Origin of the sequence: Chryseobacterium indologenes (assembly GCF_001295265.1) — a bacterium.
Taxonomy (GTDB): Bacteria; Bacteroidota; Bacteroidia; order Flavobacteriales; family Weeksellaceae; genus Chryseobacterium; species Chryseobacterium indologenes_A.
This window is the reverse complement of sequence record NZ_LJOD01000002.1, coordinates 20,021-43,177: the sequence shown is the minus strand read 5'-3', so window position 1 is coordinate 43,177 and position 23,157 is coordinate 20,021. Positions and strand designations below refer to the sequence as shown.

At 37.6% G+C, this 23,157-nt stretch carries 24 protein-coding genes; 10 read left to right on the top strand and 14 right to left on the bottom strand.

All coding sequences use genetic code 11. The features are described from left to right. Positions 1 to 137: 137 nt before the first annotated feature. The 3 genes from AOB46_RS04310 to AOB46_RS04300 form a co-directional block, all read right to left on the bottom strand. Positions 138 to 1,040: a T9SS type A sorting domain-containing protein gene (locus AOB46_RS04310; protein WP_062696845.1), complete on the bottom strand. Its 903-nt coding sequence runs from the start codon at positions 1,038 to 1,040 to the stop codon at positions 138 to 140. Positions 1,041 to 1,203: 163 nt separating this feature from the next. Next, on the bottom strand, positions 1,204 to 1,794 hold the full coding sequence (locus tag AOB46_RS04305) for an HD domain-containing protein (protein ID WP_062696844.1): 591 nt from the start codon (positions 1,792 to 1,794) through the stop codon (positions 1,204 to 1,206). Between the two features lie 20 nt (positions 1,795 to 1,814). Next, positions 1,815 to 2,489 (bottom strand): XAC2610-related protein, encoded by a 675-nt coding sequence (locus tag AOB46_RS04300; protein WP_131724316.1) that lies wholly within the window; start codon positions 2,487 to 2,489, stop codon positions 1,815 to 1,817. A 289-nt stretch (positions 2,490 to 2,778) separates the two neighbouring features. Between AOB46_RS04300 and AOB46_RS04295 the strand changes: the two genes are divergently transcribed. The 5 genes from AOB46_RS04295 (at position 2,779) to AOB46_RS04275 (ending at position 7,468) form a co-directional block, all read left to right on the top strand. Continuing rightward, entirely contained in the window at positions 2,779 to 3,108 is a 330-nt protein-coding gene (locus AOB46_RS04295) for a PadR family transcriptional regulator (protein WP_062696842.1), read from the top strand. Positions 3,109 to 3,119: 11 nt separating this feature from the next. Next, positions 3,120 to 4,838, top strand: a complete 1,719-nt coding sequence (locus tag AOB46_RS04290) for a PspC domain-containing protein (RefSeq protein WP_062696841.1) — start codon at positions 3,120 to 3,122, stop codon at positions 4,836 to 4,838. Positions 4,839 to 5,150: 312 nt separating this feature from the next. Then, a complete protein-coding gene (locus tag AOB46_RS04285; protein ID WP_062696840.1) occupies positions 5,151 to 5,750 on the top strand; it encodes a 1-acyl-sn-glycerol-3-phosphate acyltransferase in 600 nt (199 codons plus the stop codon). A 30-nt stretch (positions 5,751 to 5,780) separates the two neighbouring features. Beyond that, on the top strand, positions 5,781 to 6,218 hold the full coding sequence (locus AOB46_RS04280; protein ID WP_062696839.1) for a PaaI family thioesterase: 438 nt from the start codon (positions 5,781 to 5,783) through the stop codon (positions 6,216 to 6,218). A gap of 284 nt (positions 6,219 to 6,502) precedes the next feature. After that, positions 6,503 to 7,468 carry a chorismate-binding protein gene (locus AOB46_RS04275; RefSeq protein ID WP_062696838.1) on the top strand — a complete coding sequence of 322 codons (966 nt, stop codon included), beginning with the start codon at positions 6,503 to 6,505 and terminating at the stop codon, positions 7,466 to 7,468. Between the two features lie 500 nt (positions 7,469 to 7,968). Here AOB46_RS04275 and AOB46_RS04270 read toward each other — a convergent pair whose 3' ends face one another. From AOB46_RS04270 to AOB46_RS04220, 11 genes are all read right to left on the bottom strand, one after another. Beyond that, a complete protein-coding gene (locus AOB46_RS04270; protein ID WP_062696837.1) occupies positions 7,969 to 8,163 on the bottom strand; it encodes a hypothetical protein in 195 nt (64 codons plus the stop codon). A gap of 5 nt (positions 8,164 to 8,168) precedes the next feature. Then, the gene (locus AOB46_RS04265) at positions 8,169 to 8,771 is read right to left on the bottom strand and encodes a MarC family protein (RefSeq protein WP_062696836.1); all 603 of its coding nucleotides are present in this window, start codon (positions 8,769 to 8,771) and stop codon (positions 8,169 to 8,171) included. Positions 8,772 to 8,815: 44 nt separating this feature from the next. Continuing rightward, on the bottom strand, positions 8,816 to 10,555 hold the full coding sequence (locus AOB46_RS04260; protein ID WP_062696835.1) for a BatD family protein: 1,740 nt from the start codon (positions 10,553 to 10,555) through the stop codon (positions 8,816 to 8,818). After that, entirely contained in the window at positions 10,555 to 11,304 is a 750-nt protein-coding gene (locus AOB46_RS04255; protein ID WP_241489160.1) for a tetratricopeptide repeat protein, read from the bottom strand. The genes AOB46_RS04260 and AOB46_RS04255 overlap by 1 nt, the downstream gene beginning before the upstream one ends. Positions 11,305 to 11,403: 99 nt before the next feature. Beyond that, positions 11,404 to 12,411, bottom strand: a complete 1,008-nt coding sequence (locus AOB46_RS04250) for a vWA domain-containing protein (protein ID WP_062696833.1) — start codon at positions 12,409 to 12,411, stop codon at positions 11,404 to 11,406. Continuing rightward, positions 12,411 to 13,403, bottom strand: coding sequence for a VWA domain-containing protein (locus AOB46_RS04245; protein WP_062696832.1), 993 nt, complete (start codon positions 13,401 to 13,403; stop codon positions 12,411 to 12,413). Before AOB46_RS04245 ends, AOB46_RS04250 begins: the two co-directional genes overlap by 1 nt. Continuing rightward, the gene (locus AOB46_RS04240) at positions 13,396 to 14,292 is read right to left on the bottom strand and encodes a BatD family protein (protein ID WP_062696831.1); all 897 of its coding nucleotides are present in this window, start codon (positions 14,290 to 14,292) and stop codon (positions 13,396 to 13,398) included. Before AOB46_RS04240 ends, AOB46_RS04245 begins: the two co-directional genes overlap by 8 nt. Positions 14,293 to 14,367: 75 nt before the next feature. Beyond that, positions 14,368 to 15,231: a DUF58 domain-containing protein gene (locus tag AOB46_RS04235; RefSeq protein WP_062696830.1), complete on the bottom strand. Its 864-nt coding sequence runs from the start codon at positions 15,229 to 15,231 to the stop codon at positions 14,368 to 14,370. 45 nt (positions 15,232 to 15,276) lie between these two features. After that, positions 15,277 to 15,735 carry a GNAT family N-acetyltransferase gene (locus tag AOB46_RS04230; protein ID WP_062696829.1) on the bottom strand — a complete coding sequence of 153 codons (459 nt, stop codon included), beginning with the start codon at positions 15,733 to 15,735 and terminating at the stop codon, positions 15,277 to 15,279. Then, a complete protein-coding gene (locus AOB46_RS04225) occupies positions 15,735 to 16,739 on the bottom strand; it encodes an AAA family ATPase (RefSeq protein WP_062696828.1) in 1,005 nt (334 codons plus the stop codon). Before AOB46_RS04225 ends, AOB46_RS04230 begins: the two co-directional genes overlap by 1 nt. Positions 16,740 to 17,042: 303 nt before the next feature. Further along, positions 17,043 to 18,335: a hypothetical protein gene (locus AOB46_RS04220; protein ID WP_062696827.1), complete on the bottom strand. Its 1,293-nt coding sequence runs from the start codon at positions 18,333 to 18,335 to the stop codon at positions 17,043 to 17,045. Positions 18,336 to 18,679: 344 nt separating this feature from the next. On the opposite strand from AOB46_RS04220, the gene AOB46_RS04215 reads away from it, so the two are divergent. The 5 genes from AOB46_RS04215 to AOB46_RS04195 all read left to right on the top strand — a co-directional run bounded on the left by AOB46_RS04215 (position 18,680) and on the right by AOB46_RS04195 (position 23,142). After that, the gene (locus tag AOB46_RS04215) at positions 18,680 to 19,951 is read left to right on the top strand and encodes a peptide-N-glycosidase F-related protein (protein WP_062696826.1); all 1,272 of its coding nucleotides are present in this window, start codon (positions 18,680 to 18,682) and stop codon (positions 19,949 to 19,951) included. A 269-nt stretch (positions 19,952 to 20,220) separates the two neighbouring features. After that, positions 20,221 to 20,694: a DinB family protein gene (locus AOB46_RS04210; RefSeq protein ID WP_062696825.1), complete on the top strand. Its 474-nt coding sequence runs from the start codon at positions 20,221 to 20,223 to the stop codon at positions 20,692 to 20,694. 236 nt (positions 20,695 to 20,930) lie between these two features. Further along, positions 20,931 to 21,677, top strand: coding sequence for a 23S rRNA (guanosine(2251)-2'-O)-methyltransferase RlmB (gene rlmB / locus AOB46_RS04205; protein ID WP_062696824.1), 747 nt, complete (start codon positions 20,931 to 20,933; stop codon positions 21,675 to 21,677). A gap of 53 nt (positions 21,678 to 21,730) precedes the next feature. After that, on the top strand, positions 21,731 to 22,780 hold the full coding sequence (locus AOB46_RS04200; RefSeq protein WP_062696823.1) for a DUF6263 family protein: 1,050 nt from the start codon (positions 21,731 to 21,733) through the stop codon (positions 22,778 to 22,780). A 131-nt stretch (positions 22,781 to 22,911) separates the two neighbouring features. Then, the gene (locus AOB46_RS04195) at positions 22,912 to 23,142 is read left to right on the top strand and encodes a hypothetical protein (RefSeq protein WP_062696822.1); all 231 of its coding nucleotides are present in this window, start codon (positions 22,912 to 22,914) and stop codon (positions 23,140 to 23,142) included. Positions 23,143 to 23,157: the final 15 nt, after the last annotated feature.

The window sequence follows — 23,157 nt, the reverse complement described above, 5'->3', positions numbered from 1 at the left end:
ATACTATTTTTCATCCTTAATCTACTTTCGGGGGATTCAGATATAAAAGTTAACGGATGAAAAATATTGGAAAGTTTCGGGCGGCCTGCGGCCGCCCGAAACTTTGTCTTAAAACAACATCCCTGGAATAACTGCGATTATTTTTTGATTATTTTTTTAGTGGTGGTTAATCCGTCTTTAAAATTGATTCTCAGAAAATAGATTCCGGCAGACAGGTTGCTCACGTCTATTTTATTATCTGTTAATCCTGAACTGCCCATTTTTCTTCCGTTTGCATCTGATATCTCCACAGAATTTACCGGGCGTTTGCTTGTGACTGTAATAAAATCAGAAGCCGGATTGGGAGAAACTTCTGCATCACCAACTGTTTTTACTTCTGCTAGCCCAAGATTCTGACCGATGAGTGTAAGAATAGGTTTGTATTTTTTAGACTGTACCTGGGAGGAAAGGGTAGAAGATGGCCCGGTATAGTTTGTCGGAGGATTGGCTGGGTCCGGATTGGTAGTATCATTCCTGTTGATAAGGGTCATGTCCTCTGTATAATCGGCAGTCTGATAGAAAGGATAGCTGGACCCGTCATTTCCCGGGCGGTTTTCATCTACCGTAATCACAAGATTGTCAGTACCATTATAGGAGAATGGAGTATCTAAAACCAACGTAATTTCATTTCCGTTAATGGAAACGTTGCCGCTTGTAAGCGATTTTTGCTGCTGTACTACAGGAATCCATCCTGCTCCGGTGGTACTTATTGTATTCTGGAATCCATTTAAAGAAGTATGGCCGATCCACACATCTATTTCTCCTGTATTAGTTAATGCAGAAGGAGCAGTTTTTGTATAGAACTTTAACTGCTGAATCGTCATCGGACCTCCGATTTCACTGGCCAGATAAAGCTGTTGTGATAAGGTGTACGCGTAATATATTGATATAGGGGACGACAGGCCTACATTGGTATCTACTCTTGTTCCAGAACCGATTGTTACCTGCGAATAAGAAAGGCTTGCCGCAAACAAACCAATAAATAGTAATTTTTTCTTCATAACAAATTGTTTTATAAATATTTTACTTAAATATACGAATATTAAGCACATACATAAACAAAAAGTCTAATAATTCACTAATCAGTAATAGAAAAATCAATTTTACCAATAAAAAAAACACTGCCCAATTTCTGAGCAGTGTTTTTATTTATAAAATATGCGGTTATTTTAAAACCTTTTCGGTTTCAAGGCTCTTGCTTAGCAGAAACTCAAAAGCCTCTCCCATTTCATCTGAGGCTCTGGTAATAGCTGTTTCCAGCATATTTCTGATCTGTCTTTCTGTGACTCCTGCCTCTGTCCAGCTTTTCCCTGAGGTATGGGAATTTAAAATAAAGGGCATAATCCGATCTATGGAACAGGCAAATATGGCATCCGGTGTTTTCTCTTCTTCAAATTCAAGCCACAGATTAAAAAAATCCGTACGCAGTGGCTCATCCAGAATACCAAATATCTTCTGTGCAGAAATTTTTTCTCTTTCAAATTTCCCTATCATGGCCTGTTCATCAAAAAGGAAGGTGTCTCCCGCTTCAATCTCCACCAGATCATGAATGGAAAGCATTCTGATAACCCTCAGCAGGTCTATATCTGCACGGTTTTTTGCATAAGGGTACAGAATCTGGGCAAGAATAATGATCTGCCATGAATGTTCGGCTGTATTTTCCCTTCTGGAATCGTCTGCGTTATAATTTCTTCTCTGTACATTTTTCAGGGCATCTACTGCCAGGATAAAATCTATCTCCTTCTGTATTTTCATCTTACTTTATAATTATCATTTTATTCGGTAGTTTTTTTCACTACCCATTTATTATTCACTTTCTTTTTTATGGTCGTCTTCACAATTTCATGAGTGTGATTCTCAATCTTTTCATATACCAATACGATTCCTTTTCCTGGAACAACTTCGTATTCATAGGTATAATAAACAGGTCCGGATTTGGCAAAGGTTGTCAGTCTTTTGCTCTTTTCATCCACCCCAAACATTCCTTGATATCCGCTTGCCAGTTCTGTGAGTTCTTTGCTGGGCACAAATTGCATTTTAGTGGAGTTAAAAACATAAACATCATAGGAGGGGCTTCCGTAATTTCCACCGTTGCCGTTTCTCACTGCTATATCTTCTGTTCCGTCAAAATTGAAATCACCAAAATATAAAGGTTCATCGCGTAGCATCTCATGAGTAATTGTCATGATACCTTTGGAAGGTTTGAAATTCTGCTTAAAATAAAATATTAGGTCCGGCGACAGAAATGTCTGCTTTTTAATTCCGTTTTTATCAAATAAGACCACAGACCCTTTTCCCCTGCAGCCATCATCCACACATTCTTCTGCCATAATTTCAGCATTGTACTTTTGGGAGCCATCCTTTATTTCAAAGTGATGCTGCCCGAAACATAATGGTCCCAGCAGCATGAAAGAAAATAGTAAACGATAAATGAAAGAAATATCTGTCATCTGGATAAGGAACATTTGAATTAAAAAAAACCTGTACAAAAATACAAATACTTGCCTGATTTAACATTTTTTCAGGCCTATTTTAACCTAATTCATTTTTATTGAAAATTTTAATTAAAATTTATTAATCTGATTATCAATACATTAAATTATTTATTTGAAAAATTTCACTACTTTGTATTGCATAATACCATTTTAATTACATATCTTTGTAATGTAAAATCAGAATAAACTCATCTAGCTAGGTTTTTATTCTGGAACTATAACTAATTAACAAAACTTATTAAAGATGAATACCGAAAATACCAAAGCGCAGATGCGAAAAGGAATTCTGGAATTCTGTATTTTAAGTCTCATCAATCACCGCGAAATGTATGTTTCTGATCTTATTGATGAGCTAAAAAAAGGAAAACTGGATGTAGTGGAAGGAACCCTCTACCCTCTCCTTACAAGACTTAAAAATGGTGAGTTCTTATCCTACAGATGGGAAGAATCTACGGGAGGGCCGCCGAGAAAATATTATCAGATCACCGAAAAAGGAAAGCTTTTCCTGGATGAACTTCAGAATACATGGAATGAGTTGACCGCTTCAGTAAACCATATCACTCAAAAAAATTAAAAAACAAAGCTATGAACAAGACACTCTCAATAGGACTCGCAGGTTTTTCTTTTACCATAGAAGAACACGCATATATAAAGCTCAGCGATTACCTGAATGCACTGAGAAGCTCCCTGGATGCTTCAGAAGCGGATGAGGTAATGCATGACATAGAAATCAGAATGGTAGAAATCTTCAGAGATTCTCTTGGAAAACGTGAAGTGATTAACGATACCGACGTAGAAAAGGTAATTGCACAGATCGGAAGCCCTGAAAAGATTGAAGAACAGGAAGAAGCTTACTATTCTGAAAAAAATACCAGAAAAAGCTACAACTCAGGGACTGAATATACCGATAAAAAGCAGTTATTCCGTGATCCTGAACGACAAAAGATTGCCGGAGTTTGTGCAGGTCTTGCCCACTATGTAGGAATGGATATTACCGCAATGAGAGCTATCTGGCTGGGAATTTTCGTACTGGGGATCTTCACTGCCGCTATCTCTTCTTCTCTGATCGGACTTCTTTATGTAATTCTTTGGATTGTACTTCCAAAAGCTGAAACAGCAGCAGATTTCCTGAAAATGAAGGGAAAGCCTATGAACTTCGACAATCTTAAGAATGAGTCTAATAAATTGGTTCAGTTTGCCAATGAATCTACTCAGAGGGTCGGAGAAATGTACAATGAAACCAAACCTTACATCAACAATGCCGGGAGCGGAATCTGGAATGTACTGAAGTATTTTATAGGAGGAATCTTCGTTCTGCTGGCAGTAAGCAGCATTATTGGAATTTTCGTGGTGTTCGGGCTTTTCGGAACGGGTGCAGATTTCCCCGGAGCCAATAAGATGGAGTTTTATATGGGTGAAAACGGACTTGATAAAATACTGGTTGCCATTATGGTATTAGGAAGTTTAATCCCGGCTATCATCTTCAGCTTATTAAGCATCAAAATATTTTCTCCAAAAACAAAACTGAGAAATATAGGATGGGTATTAGGAGGTATATTCCTTTTACTTCTGGGACTGGGATCTTATTTCGGAGTAAGCATGGCTAAGAAAAACCTGATCTATAAAGGAAGCAAGGAAGACACTGAAAATATTGCCATCAATACAACATCAGATACTTTATATGTAGATGTGAAGCAGGTGAACATCCCTCAAAGCTTTAAGGCTTATGATGATGAAATTTATTCTGACAAGAGAACGGTATATGAAGAAGACTATATCTATGTAGAAGTAACGAGAAAACCGGATATCAAAACACCATACCTGATCATCAAAAAAGAAGGAAGCGGCTATAACGTTCCGGTTCAGGTGACGGTACCTGTAGAAGTAGTGGATAACAAAATAATCCTTCCAAACTATATTAAATATCCTTACGAGCACAGATTCAGAAATTACAGAGTAAATTATGAGCTGGTAATTCCTCAGAATGCAGTGGTGATTCCGGTGAAAAATGACAGAATTGATTTCGACGGAGATCTGAACGGAGACGGCATCAATGATGACGATCAGGACAAAGATGAGCACGGAAAAATCAGAATCGAAAAGAATAAGATCTCTGTAAACGGCTCTACGATTGAATACAACTCTGATGATAAGGACAGCGTTATCATTAACGGAAAAAAAGTTCCAAGCTCTCAGGCTGACCAGGTAATTGATTCTATGAAGTCCAGCATCAAAAAAATGAATAAGGACGTAGACATCAAGATCAAAGACGGAAAAAATGAAATCTCCATACAAACTAAATAATTAACTTCAGAGAGTGCAGAAGGTGTGAAGGAAAAGCAACCGTTTGAAATTCACACTCTTCTTCTCTCAGAAAGAGAAAAAAACATAAATATTTAGTTCGCTATGTTAAAAAAAAGTTATAACTTCGTGTAGTTAAAATAATTAACCAAATCAATTTAAAAAATTACCCTGACCATGGTACAAGTAGCACTAGAAATTGTAATAAAAATCGTAGATTTCATCAGCGGTTTGTTTTAAGAGCGATAATATTTCAATATATTTGTAAAGTATAACCACTTTGGTTATACTTTTTTGTTTTTAATCCAACGATTTATGAAAAAACTGATAGGTAAATTAATGCTTAAGATCCTGGGCTGGAAAGTTGTCCTTCAGGGCGATGTCAACAGTCTGAACAGATGTATCCTGGTAGTGGCTCCCCATACCCACAATATGGAATATCTATTAGGAAATCTTGCCTATTGGTCTTTGGAAAAACCCATAAAAATCATCATCAAAGATGCTCACACCAAAGCCTGGTATGGAAGTGTTGTAAAAGGATTAGGCGGAATCGGGATTGACAGAAGCCAGAAAAACGATCTGGTTAACTTCGTTGCTAAACAGTTTGAAAAAGAAGACTTCAGTCTTGTAATTACTCCTGAAGGTACCCGAAGCTGGGTTCCGAAATGGAGAAAAGGGTTTTATCATATGGCACTCGCTGCCAAAGTTCCTATTGTTCTGGCTGCAGGTGATTTTAAGAGGAAAATCATTTACCTGGGGTATACCATTCCTTATGAGAGAATTGCAACGGCGCCTTTTGCAGATATTATGAAGGAAATTCAGGAATATTATATTAAAAATGATATTGTTCCTAAAATTCCGGCCAACTGGAACCCTGATATCATGGGAAGCGGACAGGATGAAGCTAAAAGTTAGAAATTAACAAATCAGCAAGTACTTATTGACATGTATACTAAAGATAAAACGAAAGAAGAGATATTAGCATTTCTAAACAGCTGGGGCGGAGAGGTGACTCTTGCCAAAAATCTGGAAATAAAATTTATTGATATTGATCTGGACAACGAAACCCTTACCGCTACAATGCCTGTTCAGCCAAAAGTTCATCAGCCATTCGGTATTTTACACGGTGGTGCCAGCTGCGTACTGGCAGAAACCATGGGATCAAGCCTGTCTAATCTTTTTATTGACGGGGAAAAATATTACGGTGTAGGTACCAATATCAATTCTAACCATTTAAGAAGTAAAAAAGACGGAATAGTAACAGCTGTGGCAAGATTTATCCGAAAAGGAAAAACCATGCATGTATCGGAAATTGAGATCCGCGATGAAAAAGGAGCACTCATTAATCATACAACCATGACCAACAATATTATCCACAGATAAGTTTGTATTCATATAAAAATAAAAGACTCAAAATATTGGGTCTTTTTTTATTTTCTTCAGTTTGGGAGGATTTCTCCGGGTACAGGTCTGCAATACCGGATTATGAAAAAATTTCTTATATTTTGGGAGTATCATGAATATAAGATGAAGAATATTTCGTTAAAAAAGACTTCGTTTAATTTTGAGATTTTTAAGAGTAATAATACCTTTGCTGAAAGGAAAATCAACCTGGGAATTTCCTATTCTGTTTCCGGGTGGTGATTTCTAAAAACTTTCTAAAGCTCATGATTTATTTCAAATTTCCTTTCGACGAAAAGTTATATTCAACCAACCCTCAGCAAGACACAGAATCCGTAAGTTTTTATTCTTTCGACAGGCTGAGACAGATTGATTTCAAAGGAAATATTACGGAAGCTTCAGACCAGTTTTCACAAGCCGTAATAACCAGTGATGGTCTGTTAAAAGATGAAAGTCATTTTCGTGCCGAAACCGAAGATGAATATCTGGAGACTTTGCAAAATGTCATTGAGGTTATTAAAGAAGAGCAGCTTCCCAAACTGGTTTATTCAAGAAGGAAAATCTTCAGGGATTTTAGCAGAATTGATCTTAAAAAGAGCTTTAATAGCTTATGTACTTCCTACCCGAATGCATTCCGGTACATTTTTAATGACGGACAAAATGCGTGGATGGGCGCCTTCTCTGAAGTGCTTGGAAAATTTAATAAAACAACCTGTGAATTTGAGACCATGAGCCTTGCCGGAACGCTTCCTGTCTCTGAAGAATGGTCAGAAAAAGAAATCGAAGAGCAGAAACCGGTCACCTCATATATCAGAAATGTTCTTGAGAACTACTCTGAAAATATTCAAATCTCAGATACCTATGATCATATTTCGGGGAATATCAAGCATCTCCGTACAGATTTTAAGGCCTTAATAAAACCGGATGAACTTGATCTTATCATTACAGAGCTTCACCCTACCCCTGCGGTCTGTGGGATTCCAAAAGAAGTATGCAAAAGAAACATTCAGAAGTTTGAAAAATTTCCGCGTGAACTGTATGCCGGATTTATAAGGATTGAAACGGAAGAAAGTATTATGTACTTCGTGAATCTACGATGTGCAAGGCTTTATCAGGATTCTGTACACGTATTCGTAGGTGGTGGAATTACCGCGCAAAGCAACCCGCAAAAAGAATGGAAAGAAACAGAGCTGAAATCTGAAGCTATTCTGAAAAACCTGGTAACTATTTAACCTGAGTCCGGATTAAGGAATTTAAGTATACAAGGCGGGAACTTCTTTTAGTTATAAGTATTGAAAACCCTTGTGAAATTAAATTAGCATAAAAAGATAAAAACAAATCAACACTTATTTTTAATGTCCTTTATAACTTTCCTTTTCCCAGCTTCAGACCCATCTAAATCAGATCTTTCCTTCCCGAACTGAGGTTACTTAGGGGCCTGTAAAATTGTTTTCAAATTCTGTCCGTGTTAAAGCTCTATCAGAATACCATATGAATCAATATAATTATCAGGTCGCTCCTACGGAGCTTCCCTCAGATCATCTATTAATTCTATGATACACCTAAGGAGCGCTTAAAAGCCTCAAATAATATCATATTTTTCACAAAAATTTTTGAAATCAAGGTCTTTATCTAAACTTATTTCTTTGAAAAAAATGCTTCTGTTCATCTTCTGATCCACAAAAAAGCCTCTCCCATAAGGAAGAGGCTGTATATCAGATATAGATCTTGATTATTTTTTCACTCCGATTCTGCTCCAGGTATCCAACACAAAAAGCAGAATAAGACCAATTACCGCCGCCGCTATTGAAAATACAAATTTCAGGTTATCTTCAGATAAAATGTCTGTCTGCCAGTCGATAGCATAAACATTGATGCCAATGAAAACGATAAATATTACTAAAAATACTTTATAAAACTTCTGCATGATTCTTAAAAATTAATATAATTCTGCACCAATTGGGCAAAGTTTGCGGTAAATAATTTTATTGAAATAGCCAAAAGGATAATTCCGAAAACTTTCTGAAGAATAGACAGTGTTGCCTCTCCCATTTTGTTCTCCAGCCACTTCGCTGATTTCAGCACCAAATATACGAAAATTGTGTTGAGAATGATACCAAAAATAATATTAATATCATGAAATTCAGCTCTAAGAGATAAGGTTGTCGTTAGTGTTCCTGCTCCCGCTACCAATGGAAATGCAATAGGAACGATGGAAGCAGCCTTGGCTTCTGTAGTTTTATTGATTTCAATTCCCAGAATCATTTCCAGTGCAATGATAAAAATCACAAAAGCACCAGCTATGGCAAACGAGTTTACATCTACCCCGATAAGTTTAAGGATCTTATTTCCAACAAACAGAAAAACGATCATAATTGCTCCGGCTGTAATAGATGCCTTTCCGGCCTCAATCTGGCCGAACTTCTGCTGAAGGCTTACTACAATAGGAACAGAGCCGATAATATCAATTACGGCAAAAAGAACCATAAAGCAGGTAACGATCTCTTTAAAAGAAAAATCATTAAATAATTCCATCTCTTTGTAATTAAAAATTTCGCAAAAATATGAAAAAAAATTGATTATTTGCTAATCTTAGAATACAAATTAACAACTGCTTTTAAAAGATCCTCTATTCCTTCTGAAGATTTCAATGGGGAATACTTCTCCATCTCAATTCTCTGCATCAGATTTCTGTATTCTTCTGCAACAGAGGAACCTTTCTCGTTCTCTAAAAATGCTCTGAAATCTCCGGAATCAGCCTGTGAATACTGATTTCTAACTTCAATATCCATTTCCTCAAGAGTATCAAAGAATTTTGAATATTCTCCGTTATCTTTAAGGTTTTCAAGGTAGCTGAAATAATCATTGATGTCTGTTTTCAGCATTTCTTTAATCTCTTTTTCTGTTTCTGCCACAGAACCAAGAGGTTTTGAAGATGTTGTTTCTCTAACTAAGGCCCGTTTTTTTTGCCAAGTTTTAAACAACAGGTAAACAATAAATAATCCTACAAGAATCGCAATATTAGTTAAAAGAATATTCCAATGAAACTTATGCTTTTCTTTAACTTTAAGAGTGGTAGTCTTTAAAACAGGGGTATTTACTGTTTCCAGGAGATTATTGGTATATTCATTTACTTTTTCAACAGTAGTACGGGATTCCAATATCTGCTCATGGGAAAAAGCATTAAGTGCAAGGGATTTTTGTCCCATTTCGATATATTCACGGCTCTCAGGATCAAAGAATGCAAACTGTTCTGTTTTCACAGAAATTGCTCCCGGCTTTTTAGGAATTACTACATAGTTTGCCAGAATCTCACCCTTCATTCCTGTAGTACCAGGGACAACTTTAGAGGTAATTTTGGGGGTAAAGAATTCATAATCCGGAGAGGTCATAATTTTAGGCAGATCCATATCCGGAAGATTTCCTTCGCCGGAAACCTTCACTACAACGTGTACAGGTTTATCCACCTCAATTTTATCTTTCGAAGTATTGTAAACACTTACGTTAAAATTTCCTACCGCATTTTTAAAACCTTCAGGTGATCCCTCAGGAAGTTTCTTTACATTAAGTTTTACTTTATTGGAAACAATTTTGTTCTTTTTTGCATAGGAATTCACTGAAGCTGACACTGATGGAACTTCCACATAACCGGCCTCATTGGGGAATATCATAAATACAGCCAGAACTTGTGAAGCCATATTTCCGTAGCCGGACGGATCAATTTCCGATTTTCCAAAGCTTACAGGATGTACATTGATATTATCCTGTTGTGGAAGACGAATGTTTTTCACCTTCCTTAAGTTATCCATATTCCTGGAATACACCCTCAAAACAGCCACGGTAGGCTGATCCTGGTAGACCTCACGGTCTTCGATCTCCATATTCAGATAAACATCACCGGATGTATTGGCAGCCAGAGATCTTTTATCAACAACATCTCTGATATTGATGTCAAACGGTTCCGTTTTATAGATTTTGTTATTAAGTGTAACCAATACAGATCCAATCTTGATCTTGCCTTTTTTCTTCGGTTCAAGGGCAATTCTGGATATTTTCTGGGTAATAACGGTATTGGTAGCCGGATCCACCAGGGTATTGGTTACCGATCCGCTTCCGATCATTGTAAATTTTGAAAGGTCAGGAAGCTGAAAACGGGTCTGATGGTCAATGTCACTTCCATTGATCTCAAGAATAATGGTAAGATTTACAATATCTTTTCCTCCGTACTCACTTTTATCTGTTTCCATAGACAGGTTTACCTGTCCGTAAGAAATTACGGAAACGAGGATGAATAATATGTAGATCAGTCTATGCTGCATCACCAGTCTTTCTCATTGCTCTGAGGCATGGAATAAGAATCTTTATTTAATATTCTGCGGGCGGTTTCTTTTTCTTTTTCGTTTACTTTATCCAATATGGCATTTTCCAGATCTTTTGGTATTTTGCCTTCTTCATTAGGTTTTTGTTTAGGGGTATCTCCCTGATCACTTTTTCCTTCATTTTGCTGTCCGCTTCCCTGATCCTGCTTCAGATCTTTCTGGTCTCCCTTCTGATCATTATTTTTATCAGGTTCGTTGCCTCCGCCTTTTCCTGAATTATTTTTCTTATTTTTCTCCTGCTGCTGTTTTTCTTTCTCTTTCAGCTTGGCAATTTCATAATTTTTTCTTGTTGCTTCATTATAAGGATCCTGCTTCAGAGACTGCTTATAATAATCTGCTGCTTTTTCCGGCTGGTTCATCTGCATATAAGTATTTCCCAGATTATGAAGGGCAGCGGCTGCATCAGGAAGGGTCTGTGAAAGTTTACTGGCTTTTTCAAACTCTTCTTTGGCCTCTTCATACTTTTTACTCTTATACAATGCGTTTCCTAAATTGTAATGGGCTGTAAAATCTTTTTCATTTGACTTTACCGCTTCCATGTATCTGGAAGATGCTCCATCATAATCTTTACCATCAAATTTCCGGTTTCCTTCATATACTAAAGTCCTGTATTTTTCCTGCCCGGACAGAACGCCTGGGAACATGAAAGCAATAATTAACGATAAAAATAAGATTTTAGTATTCATCATCTGCAAAATTATTTGTTTATATGTTAATAAACAGGTCTATATTTGTTAAAATTGGGTTAAAGTGCTTATTTAAAATCCTGATAAACAAGCCGGAGAAATCTATACATTCAGATCCTTTTTCGGATTCAATATATAAATTAAAAAGAAAAAGAAAATAGATACGGCAAGAAAATATTGATAATAATGAACAGCATTCTGGGACTGAACCAGGGTTTCTGAAAATGAAGTTTTTTTGCTTAATGCATCAACAATCCTTTCCGGTGCTTCGTTCACATTATTCCCGTCAATATACTCTCCTCCTGTAGATCCGGCCATTTTTTTAAGGGCTTCAGTCTGCCTTTTGGAAATCACTGTTGCACCATCCATATCTGTTTTGTAGCCCATAAGCTGCCCATACACATATTCAGGAACCGGAGCACCTTCATCTGTACCTATTCCTACAGAGGTTATGCTGATTCCTTCTTTATTGGCCAGCCTGATGGCTGCATTATCATTTCCTTCATTATCTTCCCCGTCACTCAGCAGAACGACTTTTCTTGATCCTTTGCTTACATTTACAAACTTTTCTGCGGCAGCCTTCATTCCTTTCAGAAAATCAGTTCCCTGGATTTTCATCGAATTGGTTTCTACGGCAGTGATATAAGTTTCTACAGAACCATAATCTGTTGTCAGCGGCATAATAGAGACGGCTTCTCCTGCAAAGATCACGATCCCTATTCTATCCGTCTTCATTTTTTTCATGGTACTGATCATCAGATTTTTGGCTTCATCCAGACGGCTTGGATCAATATCTTCTGCATTCATAGAGTTGGAAACATCCAGCATAAAGATAACATTATTAAGCTTCTGATTGGATTTTACTTCTTCCGATCCCTTCAGCAGATCAATAATCGAGAATATCAGAAAAAGGGTTCCCAACAGATATAATGCCGGGAAATACTTTGTAAAAACCGATTTTTTCTCAAATAAACTGTCATGAAACTTAGTGTCTGCAAAAACCTCTTTTCTTTTATTTTTCCATTTCAGAAAACGGATCAGAAAGGAAGCTAACAGTGGCAGCAGCAACAGCAGTAATAAATACCAGTAATTTCCTAAAGACCAACTCATCAGCTTAAAAATTTATATATAACCCATCTCAACAGCGCATCAAAAAACAGCATACCCAACGCTATCCAAAGGAAAATTTTGAAATACTCATCATAATTGTAAAGTTTGGAGACCTTGATATCAGATTTTTCCAATTGATTGATCTCATCGTATATTTCTTCCAGACTACTGTTTGAAGTAGCCCTGAAATATTTTCCTCCGGTAGTTTGCGCTACTTCACGCAAAGTATTTTCGTCAATCGTTACTTCTGTTTCAGTAAAGATCAGATCTCCAAAAATATCCTGAGAAGTCGGCATCAGTGCATATCCGTTTGTTCCGATCCCGATGGCATATACTTTAATATGATTATTCCTGGCAAGTTCGGCAGCTACCTGTGGAGGAATTGCATTCTGAATATTGCTTACCCCGTCTGTCATCAGAATCACGATCTTGCTTTTTGCTTTGCTTTTAGTAAGGTGACTTACTGCCACTGAAAGGCCTTCTCCAATAGCGGTTCCCGGTTCAAGACCGGTAGAATTAAGATTTTTTATCTCATCAATAACTACCTGATGATCTGAAGTTACCGGTACTTTAGTAAATGCTTCTGCGGCATAAGCTACCACCCCGATCCTGTCATTAGGACGTTTTTTAACAAACTTAACGGCAATATCTTTCAATGCTGTTATACGGTCCGGATTAAGATCTTTGGCCAGCATGCTCAGGGAAACATCTATAGACAGCATAATATCCACCCCTTTGGTATCATCACGATCCTGGGAAACCGTAAAAGTCCTGGGTCTTGCCATTGCAATGATCAGCGCGGTAAGAATAATGTACTTTGACAGTTTAAGAAGAAAAAGTATCCCATGAATTCCTCCGCTGCCTTCCATATTCCGGACGGTAGGAACCCTTATTCCCTTTTTTTTCTGTGTCTTTGCATCTTTAATCAAAAGAGGAATGAACAACAGAAAAAGCAGCAGAAACCACGGACTGTAAAATTCAAAATTAAACATCCTTTCTCAAGTTTTCAAATTCCAGATCTTTTGAAGATCTTTTCACAAAGTCACTGATATCGCGGAAATCTTTTTCCATCGTTGCCTGATCCGGAAAGGTCTTGGCAAATTTCACAAGATCTCCTCTTAAAAATACCTCCTCCACTATTTTTTCATTTTCCTGAGAAATGGTGTTGTTCTTTTTCATCACATGAATAAGATCATCTGTAAGAAGAACTTCCGCCGGCAGGTGATACTGTCTGGTAATAAACGTTCTGGATATTTCTATTAATTCCACATAGAATGAACGGAAATTTCCATCTTCAATATATCTTTTCTTCTTTAAAGAATCCAGTTCTTTCAAAGTCTGATTGGTCGCTACAACAGGAGAGCTTTTAGCTTTTCTTCCCCATCTGAGAATCATGATAACAGCAATAATCAGTGCAATAACCGCTAAAGCTGCCAGAATATAAAACTTGTAAAGTTCCCAGTAATCTTTGGGATCAAGCTTTACTTCTTTGTTTTTCATGATATCATTAATCTGATCTGCTTTCTGCGCCGTATTGATCACATCAATCTCATAAGGAATGGTTTTTAAAATTTTACCGTTCACATTGAACTCCAGCTCGGGAATTTTAAATTTTCCTTCTTCATAAACTGAAAACTCTATCCTTCTTTCATAGGAATTCTGATTCTGTCCGATACTGTCTTTTATTTCTTCAAAATGGAAAGGAAGAAGTTCATTTTTAGCTGCCGAGCTCACCTGTTCTCCGTTCAGATTATCAATTTTAATAACAAAGCGGTTTATTTCGCCCAAAGCGATGGTCTCCTTTTCCAGATTAGACGAAAGTATCTGTGAAAAAACGGTTCCACAGATCAAAAGGGATAATATAAATAATATTTTTTTCAATTCTGTATAAATAATAATTCCGGCCGGAGCCTTATTTTATATTCTTTTAAAAAGATAAGATCTTTTTTGATATTGCTATTTTTTCTGAAAATAATTATACAATAGTTTAGAATAGTCCGATCCTGTATTGATGTTCATGAAACTTGCCGAACTGTTCGCAAAATCCTCTTCCAGCGCTTTAATTTTCTGTTTCTGGGCTTCAGCAAAGGTATATCTCCATCTTGCGCTGGAAGTATTCGCCCAGACCTTATTTCCGGTTTCAGCATCATACAAAAGTGCATATCCAATATCCGGAATTTCATTGTCTTTTTCATCGTAAATCCTCATTCCCAGCATCTGGTGTTTTTTGGAAGCCACTCTCAGCATTTTGGAATCGTATTCATCTTCAAAATCAGATAAAAGGAAAACCAGAGATTTTCTCTTGAAGATTCCCATCATATATTCCAGGGCTTTATCAATTCTTGACACTGCCGGTACATAATCAGCGGTCAGAATTGTACTGATAATGGAAAGGATATGTTTTCTTCCTTTCTGCGGAGGAATTACTTTATATACTTTGTCCGCAAATAAGATCAGTCCTACTTTATCATTATTTCCGGCAGCAGAAAAGCCGAGACTTGCGGCAATTTCTGCCACGTACTCTCTTTTTAGCTGAACTTTGGTTCCGTAATCCATTGAAGCAGAAATATCCACCAGAATCATCATGGTGAGCTCTCTTTCTTCTTCCATCACTTTAACAAACGGTTCACGGAAGCGTGCGGTCTTATTCCAGTCGATTCTCCGGATCTCATCCCCAAACTGATACGGACGCACCTCTGAAAAAGTCATTCCCTGACCTTTAAAAGCGCTGTGATACTGCCCCATAAGTGAAGCCTCCGTCTTTTTTCTGGTACGGATTTCAATCTGCTTTACTTTTTTTACAATATCTTTTATTTCCATATTTATTCAATGGTGCGTTGTAAATTCTACTTTCAAATGCCTCTCCTAACTTTTAAATTCAATTGACACATTCAGCCACTCATCGTCAAATTTCGGACTGTATTTTTTATAAAAACTGATGGCCGGTTCATTCCAGTTCAGTACCTGAAAAACCATTCCGCTGTACGGGCCGGATTTTCCATGCTCCAATGTTGCATCAAATAGCATTTTTCCGATCTGTTTTCCTCTCATTCTTTCAGTCACTACAAGATCTTCAAGATACAGTCTCCTGCCCTTCCACGTGGAAAAACGATCATAATAGAGGGAAATCCCTACTATTTCACCTGCTGTCTCTGCTACGAAAGCTCCCCAGACAGGAGTTTCTCCGAAACCATCATTCATGAATTCCTCCAGGGTCAAAGTAACTTCATGAAGTGCTTTTTCATATTCTGCAAGTTCCCGGATGAGTTCCAGCATCGGGGCACAATCTTCCTTAACGGCTTTTCTAATAATAACCTCACTCATCAGGGTGCCTGAATTTTTGACAATATTCTGGTAATAATCTCTTCAGATGTAATTTCTTCTGCTTCTGCCTCGAAAGTAAGACCTATTCTGTGTCTCAGTACATCCTGCGCAAGCGCTTTGACATCTTCAGGGATTACGAAGGCTCTTCCTTTCAGGAATGCATAGGTTCTGGATGCGATAGCCAGGTTGATTGATGCTCTTGGTGAAGCTCCGAAACCGATATAGTTCTTAAGTTCTGAAAGCCCGTATTTTTCCGGATAACGTGTTGCAAACACCATATCCAGAATGTATTTTTCGATCTTTTCATCCAGATAGATCTGATTGATCAGTTCTTTCGCATCAATAATATCCTGTAGGGAAATGACGGCTTTTACCACTGGCTGATGTGAGGTAGAAACCATTCTCATAACAGTTCTTTCATGTTCAAAATCAGGATAATCTATCTTACATTTCAGCATGAAACGGTCACTCTGCGCTTCCGGCAGCAGATAGGTTCCTTCCTGATCGATAGGGTTTTGTGTTGCCAGTACTAAAAACGGCTTAGGCAGCTTCATGGTTTCATCACCAATGGTCACCTGCTTTTCCTGCATCACTTCCAACAGTGCCGACTGTACTTTTGCCGGAGCACGGTTGATCTCGTCCGCCAAGACAAAATTGGCAAAAACAGGACCTTTTTTTATGGAAAAATCATTGTCTTTGATATTATAGATCATAGTTCCCACTACATCTGCAGGCAGAAGATCCGGAGTAAACTGTATCCTTGAAAACTCACCATGAACAGCTTCAGCCAGGGTTTTAATTGCTAAGGTTTTTGCCAGCCCCGGCACCCCTTCCAAAAGAACATGCCCGTTCCCAAGAAGTCCTACCAGAAGGCGGTCTATCATATATTCCTGTCCAATGATAACTTTATTGATTTCCTGTCTCAGAAGAGAAAATAAGTAATTTTTTTCCTTTACTTTTTCCGTCAGCTGGCGGATGTCTTCAGCTTGATATGTGTCTGACATAGCTTGATTTAAAATAATTGGTAAATTTCTGATAAATACTTGCAGTAATCAACACAATCAATGCCATTTTTGAGTTAAAGTTTGTTAAATATTCCGGAAACCCCGACAGAGTATCCTCTATCAGACCCTATGAGTTTGCAGACAAAAATTTATCGGACAGCAAAGTCAATTTTCTATACAAAATATATCACCATAGCAGACAAATCATATACAAAATAGCCAGCTCAAAAAAGCCGGCTATTTATAATCAGGAATAAAAATTCAGATTCAGGCAGCGTAATCTGCTAAGATCAATCCTTCTCTTTATACTTTTGTAATTGTTATTGTAAATACATCCTCTGGTACATCTACTGTCTCTTCATAAGATCCTATATTGATATAGTAGTCCACTCCCGCTGTTGAGGTAAATGTAGCTCCTTCTGAACCACCGGCCCCACCACTATCAACGACCCCTAAACAGGTCAGATTACTACAGCTTCCTCTATAGAAACCCATCTGTGGGTCAAAAGTACTGCCTGAAGGCATTGTAATTCTAACGGTGTACTTAGATCCGTCTCCTACCAATTTAAACCACACCCCGTCATTCATTGCGTCAGAGCATATTTGCACAAACCCTCCATTATTGGTAGCAGACACTGCATCAGCCTGTGTGTAGGTATAAGGAAAAGCAGATGGCACCAATGCCCCTGAACAGGCATCATTTACCGGTGGCGGCGGAATTTTAAATACAATATCTGAACAGCCGGTAGATTCAGCACCTGCTGAAACAGAGGTAACTCTCAAATAATAATCAACATTCTGCTGTAATGCAACAGATGGAGTAAAGTTCGTAGCCGTTACCACCTGTTGATTAATAACATTGGTACCTCCGGGAGTTGTTCCTAAAGAAACTTTATAAGAATCTGCTCCTGCAACAGCCATCCATTTGAAATTGGGAGACATGGGAACGGATTGAGAATTATTTACCGGGAACGTAATATAAGGACATGGCGGAGTGGTTTTCGGAGTAAGCCCGGCAATAGTAACTGCCGATTTGTACTCAGCTGTTATACCCCCGGGCGGAGAAGCAGGATCCACAACCATCTGGTCACCTTTATAATAAAGGCTGGAAGACGGAAGATAGGAATACACACGGAAAACTTCATCAAAATTATTGATATCAATATTCGGAGAATTCTCTTTTGCGGCAATGACTAAATTATCGGTATTATTATAAGGAAAAGGTGTTGTAAAAGTAATATCAACTTTTCCGTTATTATTGGTTACCGTTCCTGTAAACACCTGGGTAAGCTGTGAGGCCGGAATCCAATCTGTTCCTGAAGCAAAAGTCGTTTTTGAGGTATGTCCAAGATAAACAGTCCAGCTGGAAGACTCAGTGATAATTGCCGAAGGATCCAGATAAAAGGACAGACCCGTAATGTTTCCTGCAGCATTGGCATTGAGCTCCTGTTTAAGATAAATCTGCTGAACATAAGAATAGGAGAAAAAACTGCTTATCGGTGCTGTGCCGACACTTGTACTTCCAATATTCAGATTGATTTGGGCTTTCAGTATTGAAACGATCAGAAGCAACGACAAAAGTAAAATTCTTTTCATAATTAATTAAATTAACACAGATTCGATGCTAATTTAATAATAAAAAATCAATTTATACAGATAAATATAATCATTATCGCATTTAGATTAACAATTTAAACAAACAACCTACTCAATGTTGATTAAATTAACTATTTTTAATTTTTACAATAAAAAAAATCACCAATACCTATGAATTTTTTACACATTTCACAAACAAATAGTTTTAATTTTAAAAAATAAACAACAAAAATAAACATCTAAACACATATTTTAATATATTTGTATCAAATACCAACGATATGTACAAAAAGCTATTTTTTTTAAGCGTTTTTTTTACGGGTCTTTTCCAATCACAAACAACAATGACCAATTTAATTTCTCAGGCTGTTTACTATGACGGTTATGCCCCCTTGGTATCCCAACCTGTTCCGCCGGGGCTGATCAGACTGTCGAATGCCAGATATGCAAGGAAGCTTACCGATGCGGAACTCAACTCTTTTAAAGCAAAAATTGCCATGAGAGTAACTATTGGAGCCCTGTGTGATAATTACGACCGTCTCGGAGCTGTATTCCTGGCAATGGTTCCTAAAAACCAATCCACTTACACCGTAGATGACACCAACGTAAAGAGAATTGAAGTAGGCAGATATATCACTCCGTTTATGAACAAAAACCGTTCTCCTCTGGAAGTCCCTTACACCTATGACTTAAGCAATATGTACAGTATATTCCATGATACGGCTTTACGCAGCAATTATGATCTGTATATGGAGCTGGATGTTTTCGGTGTTCCTTATGCTGCACAGAATGAAGTTGCAGGATGCACCGGCAGAAATGATGTATTTACAGGAACGCTGACTTTTTTCTCAACAGATGCCGGAGCAACGGCTACAGACTTCAATACGGTTACTCCTCTACTTACCTATAACAGATTAAATAACTATAACGCCACTGATGTTGCCGGTGAAACGGTGAGGATTGTTAATTTCAATCTGCCAGATGCTGTCACCAATGCCCGCTTCTTTGTAATATCTACACCCCATGGAGCTAACAGCGGCGGTGAAGAATACGTGAGAAGACAAAACTACACTTACATGGATGACGTACAAATGCTGACCTATACTCCGGGAGGGATTTCCTGTGAACCGTTCAGGGTATACAACACACAGGGTAACGGAATCTATGGAGCATCACCAAAATCCTTTGCAGAATGGACTTCATGGAACAACTGGTGTCCCGGAAACTCTGTTCCTATCAGAGGATTCAGCATGCCAACCATAGCCGCAGGAAACCACACGTTAAAACACACCATACCCACAGCAGTGTTTAACCAGCAGCAGGGAGACGTATACCTATCCGTTTACATGCAGGGGAAAAGCAATGCCTCTCTGGGGGTAAAAGATGTAAAAACGGTGGACGTAAGTATATATCCTAATCCTACAGCTGATTTCGTTAATATAAAATCAAAAACTGATGTAGCTTCAATAAGCCTTTTCGGGATAGATGGAAGAAAGCTATCTGAAGTTTATGGAAAAAATACGATTGATCTCTCCCCATATACTGCAGGTGTTTATTTTCTGAATATTGTTCTTAAAGACGGAATAACTTTCAAGCACAAAATCATTAAAAAATAGGAGAATTACAGTGCTGTAATCCAACTGGTCAGATTCCGGTAAAAATTATAAACCATCTGAATTTAAAATAAAACTCCCTTCGAATACCTTTCGTGGGAGTTTTTTTTGATTAACAAAAATACAATCTCTTTTAAAGTTATACATTCCGAAAACGGACAGCAATTAACATATTTTTTCAGGATTTAAGAAGTTTTAATTTAATCATTGCCTCAAAAAATTGTCATTTCCAGTTTATTAAACTATTTTTGGAGATTAAAATTTTTTGCAAAATGAATTATCATTTTCAAGCCCACAGACAAGTAAGAAAGAACCTTTTGGAGATCCTTCAGAACACGTCTCATGATGACCTTCTGCTGATTCCTGACGGTTTCAACAATAATATATACTGGAATATTGCCCATACGGTTGCCACCCAGCAGCTACTGCATTATTACCTGAGCGGAAATCCCTTCAGAATAGATAAATACTGGATTGAAACCTATAAAAAAGGGACCCTTCCTAACTTAAATGTTCAGAAGTCAGAAGTAGAAGATCTTGAATTCCTGCTTACAGAAACATCAAAAATTCTGATGAAAGATTATGACAGTGACTTCTTTTCAGATTATACTCCATATACGACAAGCTTCGGGATGGATCTGAAAAGCATTCAGGATGCAATTATCTTCAACAATATGCATGAATGCCTTCATTACGGGTACGTAATGTCGCAGAAAAGAGCTATTTTGGGAGAGAAAGGAAGATAATTTGGTTTAACGTTTTAGGTTTAAAGTTCAGGGGTTTTGACAGAAATTTTATTTCAGAAGAAAAACCGGGAACATTAACTGAGCGAACAGAAACACTAAGCAAAAAAACCAGCTCATTTATTAAATATTTAAAAACAACAGATTTAAAAGGAATAAAGTATAAGCCCTAAAGTTCAAAATGCTGAACTTTAAATTTTGAACTTCATACCTTAAACATAGAAACTTTAAACAACTCAATGAAAGACGATTTTATTTTCGGGCTGCGTCCCGTGATTGAAGCAATTGAAGCGGGAAAAACGATTGACAAGATCTTTGTGCAGAATGCACTTCAGGGTCCTATTTATGCTGAGCTGAAAGCCATTTTAGCCAAAAATAAAATCCGTCCCAATTATGTTCCGGTTGAAAAGCTGAACCGTTTTACCAGAAAAAATCATCAGGGTATAGTGGCCTTTATTTCAGATGTTCCTTTTCATAAGATAGAGGATGTTGTTCCACAATTATTTGAAGAGGGGAAAACTCCTTTTTTACTGATTCTGGACAGGCTTACTGATGTAAGAAACTTTGGAGCCATCTGCAGAACAGCAGAATGTGTAGGTGTAGATGCTGTGATTATTCCTGAAAAAGGAGCCGCTCCAATCAACTCAGACGCCATTAAAACTTCGGCAGGAGCCCTTTACAATATCAAGATCTGCAAGGAAGCCAATCTTGCCCATGCGGTAGATTTTCTTCAGCAGAGCGGAATTTCAGTATTTGCGGCAACAGAGAAGGCTCAGAAGCTTATCTATGATGTAAACTTTACCGAACCTTGTGCTTTGGTTATGGGAAATGAGGAAACCGGAATTTCCAAAGAAGTCCTGCATCATTCGGACGAAAAAATAAAACTTCCTATTGAAGGGAAAACGCAGTCTCTGAATGTTTCTGTTGCCTGCGGAGCTATCTTATATGAAGCCGTAAGACAGAAAATGACAACGGTACAGATTTAGCATATTCCTTCCGCGGAAAAATAAAAGTAGTAGTAAAATTTAAAAAAATTCAAATGAAAAACGTAGCAGCGCTAGCATTAATATCATCAATAGCTCTTGTTTCCTGTAAAAAAGAAACAGCAACCATTACTAAAGTGGATCCTAAAACCGGAAAAACAGTTACTATAGAAGTTCCGGCTGATTCCGTAGCAAAAGTAGCAGAAAACCCGGCAATCAAAGATTCGGCAGGAGTTTTCACACAGACATTCAAACTGGAAAAAGGAAAAACATATCCTCTTACTACCTACCAGAGAGATGTAAAAACAATGACAGATCCTCAGGGAAAATCAATCACAGCAACCAGTGAATCTACCGATGAAATGAACTTCACCGTAAATGATGTGAAAGGAAATGTATACGACATGACCCTTAACCTGGTTTCTAAAAGAAGCTCACAAACTGCTCAGGGGAAAACCATTGTAGTAGATACCAAGCTTCCGATTCCTAAAGAGGATGATCTTAAAATGATCTGGAATATCAACAAAGCCCTTACCGGAAACAAGCTGAACATGAAGATGGATGATAAAGGGAATGTACTTTCCATCACAGGTTTTGATGCTGTTTATAAGAAGGTATCTGATGCGGCAGGAACACTTCTTAAAGATGCTAACCAGAAAGCAAGTGTTGTAGCAAGTCTTAAAGAAACATTTAATGAAAAAGTACTGAAAGACCAGTTTACAAAAAACCTGACCATTATTCCTAAAAAAGGAGCCAAGATCGGAGGAAAATGGACCACTTCTGAAAATGCAGATGCAAACGGGAGCATTAAAGTGACTTCAAATTACGTTCTGAAAAGTGTAGGAAACGGCACGGCTGAGATTTCAGTTACCGGAGGAATTCCTAAGAAAACAGAAAAGAAAACACAGGGACCAATTACTCACAGTCTGAGCAGCGAACTTGCCCAGAACGGAACAATTAAGTTTGACCAAAGTACAGGATGGATTACCAATCAGAATATCACGGTAAAGACTACACAGGTTGAAACCATTTCAGACGGTAAGCAGTCACAATCCATGACCAGCGTTTCCAATTCATCTGTAATGGTAAATCCGTCTTCCAAATAAATTAAAATAACTGAAGTAAATATGTTTGAGGGGTTGAAAGCCTGCCAATCCGGACGTACTGTTCTATTATGAACAGGTATTTTCATCAACAGCTTTGAGCCTTAAATGTAAAACCTTAAATAACATTTATTATGAAGTACATTCTTGAGTTAGTACTTATTGCGATTATTCTTTTCTTTGTCTGGAATATCCTGAAAAGGATTTTCTTTAAAACCTTTTACAGTTACAGGTTCAATAACAACGAAAATAATAACAGACAGCAGGACATCAGCAACTCAAATAAGAATATTAAGCAGAACCTCAATTGGGATGCAGAAACAGTGGACTATGAAGAGGTAAAAGAAAACAATGACAAAAGGTAAAAATTCCAAGAAATA

Coding starts and splice junctions, on each gene's coding strand:
- AOB46_RS04220 (WP_062696827.1), bottom strand. CDS start 18,335: ATGAAAAGAATTTTACTTTTGTCGTTGCTTCTGATCGTTTCAATACTG.
- AOB46_RS04235 (WP_062696830.1), bottom strand. CDS start 15,231: ATGGAAATAAAAGATATTGTAAAAAAAGTAAAGCAGATTGAAATCCGT.
- AOB46_RS04215 (WP_062696826.1), top strand. CDS start 18,680: ATGACCAATTTAATTTCTCAGGCTGTTTACTATGACGGTTATGCCCCC.
- AOB46_RS04305 (WP_062696844.1), bottom strand. CDS start 1,794: ATGAAAATACAGAAGGAGATAGATTTTATCCTGGCAGTAGATGCCCTG.
- AOB46_RS04285 (WP_062696840.1), top strand. CDS start 5,151: ATGAAAAAACTGATAGGTAAATTAATGCTTAAGATCCTGGGCTGGAAA.
- AOB46_RS04270 (WP_062696837.1), bottom strand. CDS start 8,163: ATGCAGAAGTTTTATAAAGTATTTTTAGTAATATTTATCGTTTTCATT.
- AOB46_RS04280 (WP_062696839.1), top strand. CDS start 5,781: ATGTATACTAAAGATAAAACGAAAGAAGAGATATTAGCATTTCTAAAC.
- AOB46_RS04300 (WP_131724316.1), bottom strand. CDS start 2,489: ATGACAGATATTTCTTTCATTTATCGTTTACTATTTTCTTTCATGCTG.
- AOB46_RS04245 (WP_062696832.1), bottom strand. CDS start 13,403: ATGTTTAATTTTGAATTTTACAGTCCGTGGTTTCTGCTGCTTTTTCTG.
- AOB46_RS04195 (WP_062696822.1), top strand. CDS start 22,912: ATGAAGTACATTCTTGAGTTAGTACTTATTGCGATTATTCTTTTCTTT.
- AOB46_RS04265 (WP_062696836.1), bottom strand. CDS start 8,771: ATGGAATTATTTAATGATTTTTCTTTTAAAGAGATCGTTACCTGCTTT.
- AOB46_RS04310 (WP_062696845.1), bottom strand. CDS start 1,040: ATGAAGAAAAAATTACTATTTATTGGTTTGTTTGCGGCAAGCCTTTCT.
- AOB46_RS04230 (WP_062696829.1), bottom strand. CDS start 15,735: ATGAGTGAGGTTATTATTAGAAAAGCCGTTAAGGAAGATTGTGCCCCG.
- AOB46_RS04250 (WP_062696833.1), bottom strand. CDS start 12,411: ATGAGTTGGTCTTTAGGAAATTACTGGTATTTATTACTGCTGTTGCTG.
- AOB46_RS04225 (WP_062696828.1), bottom strand. CDS start 16,739: ATGTCAGACACATATCAAGCTGAAGACATCCGCCAGCTGACGGAAAAA.
- AOB46_RS04295 (WP_062696842.1), top strand. CDS start 2,779: ATGAATACCGAAAATACCAAAGCGCAGATGCGAAAAGGAATTCTGGAA.
- AOB46_RS04210 (WP_062696825.1), top strand. CDS start 20,221: ATGAATTATCATTTTCAAGCCCACAGACAAGTAAGAAAGAACCTTTTG.
- AOB46_RS04260 (WP_062696835.1), bottom strand. CDS start 10,555: ATGCAGCATAGACTGATCTACATATTATTCATCCTCGTTTCCGTAATT.
- rlmB (WP_062696824.1), top strand. CDS start 20,931: ATGAAAGACGATTTTATTTTCGGGCTGCGTCCCGTGATTGAAGCAATT.
- AOB46_RS04275 (WP_062696838.1), top strand. CDS start 6,503: ATGATTTATTTCAAATTTCCTTTCGACGAAAAGTTATATTCAACCAAC.
- AOB46_RS04290 (WP_062696841.1), top strand. CDS start 3,120: ATGAACAAGACACTCTCAATAGGACTCGCAGGTTTTTCTTTTACCATA.
- AOB46_RS04200 (WP_062696823.1), top strand. CDS start 21,731: ATGAAAAACGTAGCAGCGCTAGCATTAATATCATCAATAGCTCTTGTT.
- AOB46_RS04255 (WP_241489160.1), bottom strand. CDS start 11,304: ATGATGAATACTAAAATCTTATTTTTATCGTTAATTATTGCTTTCATG.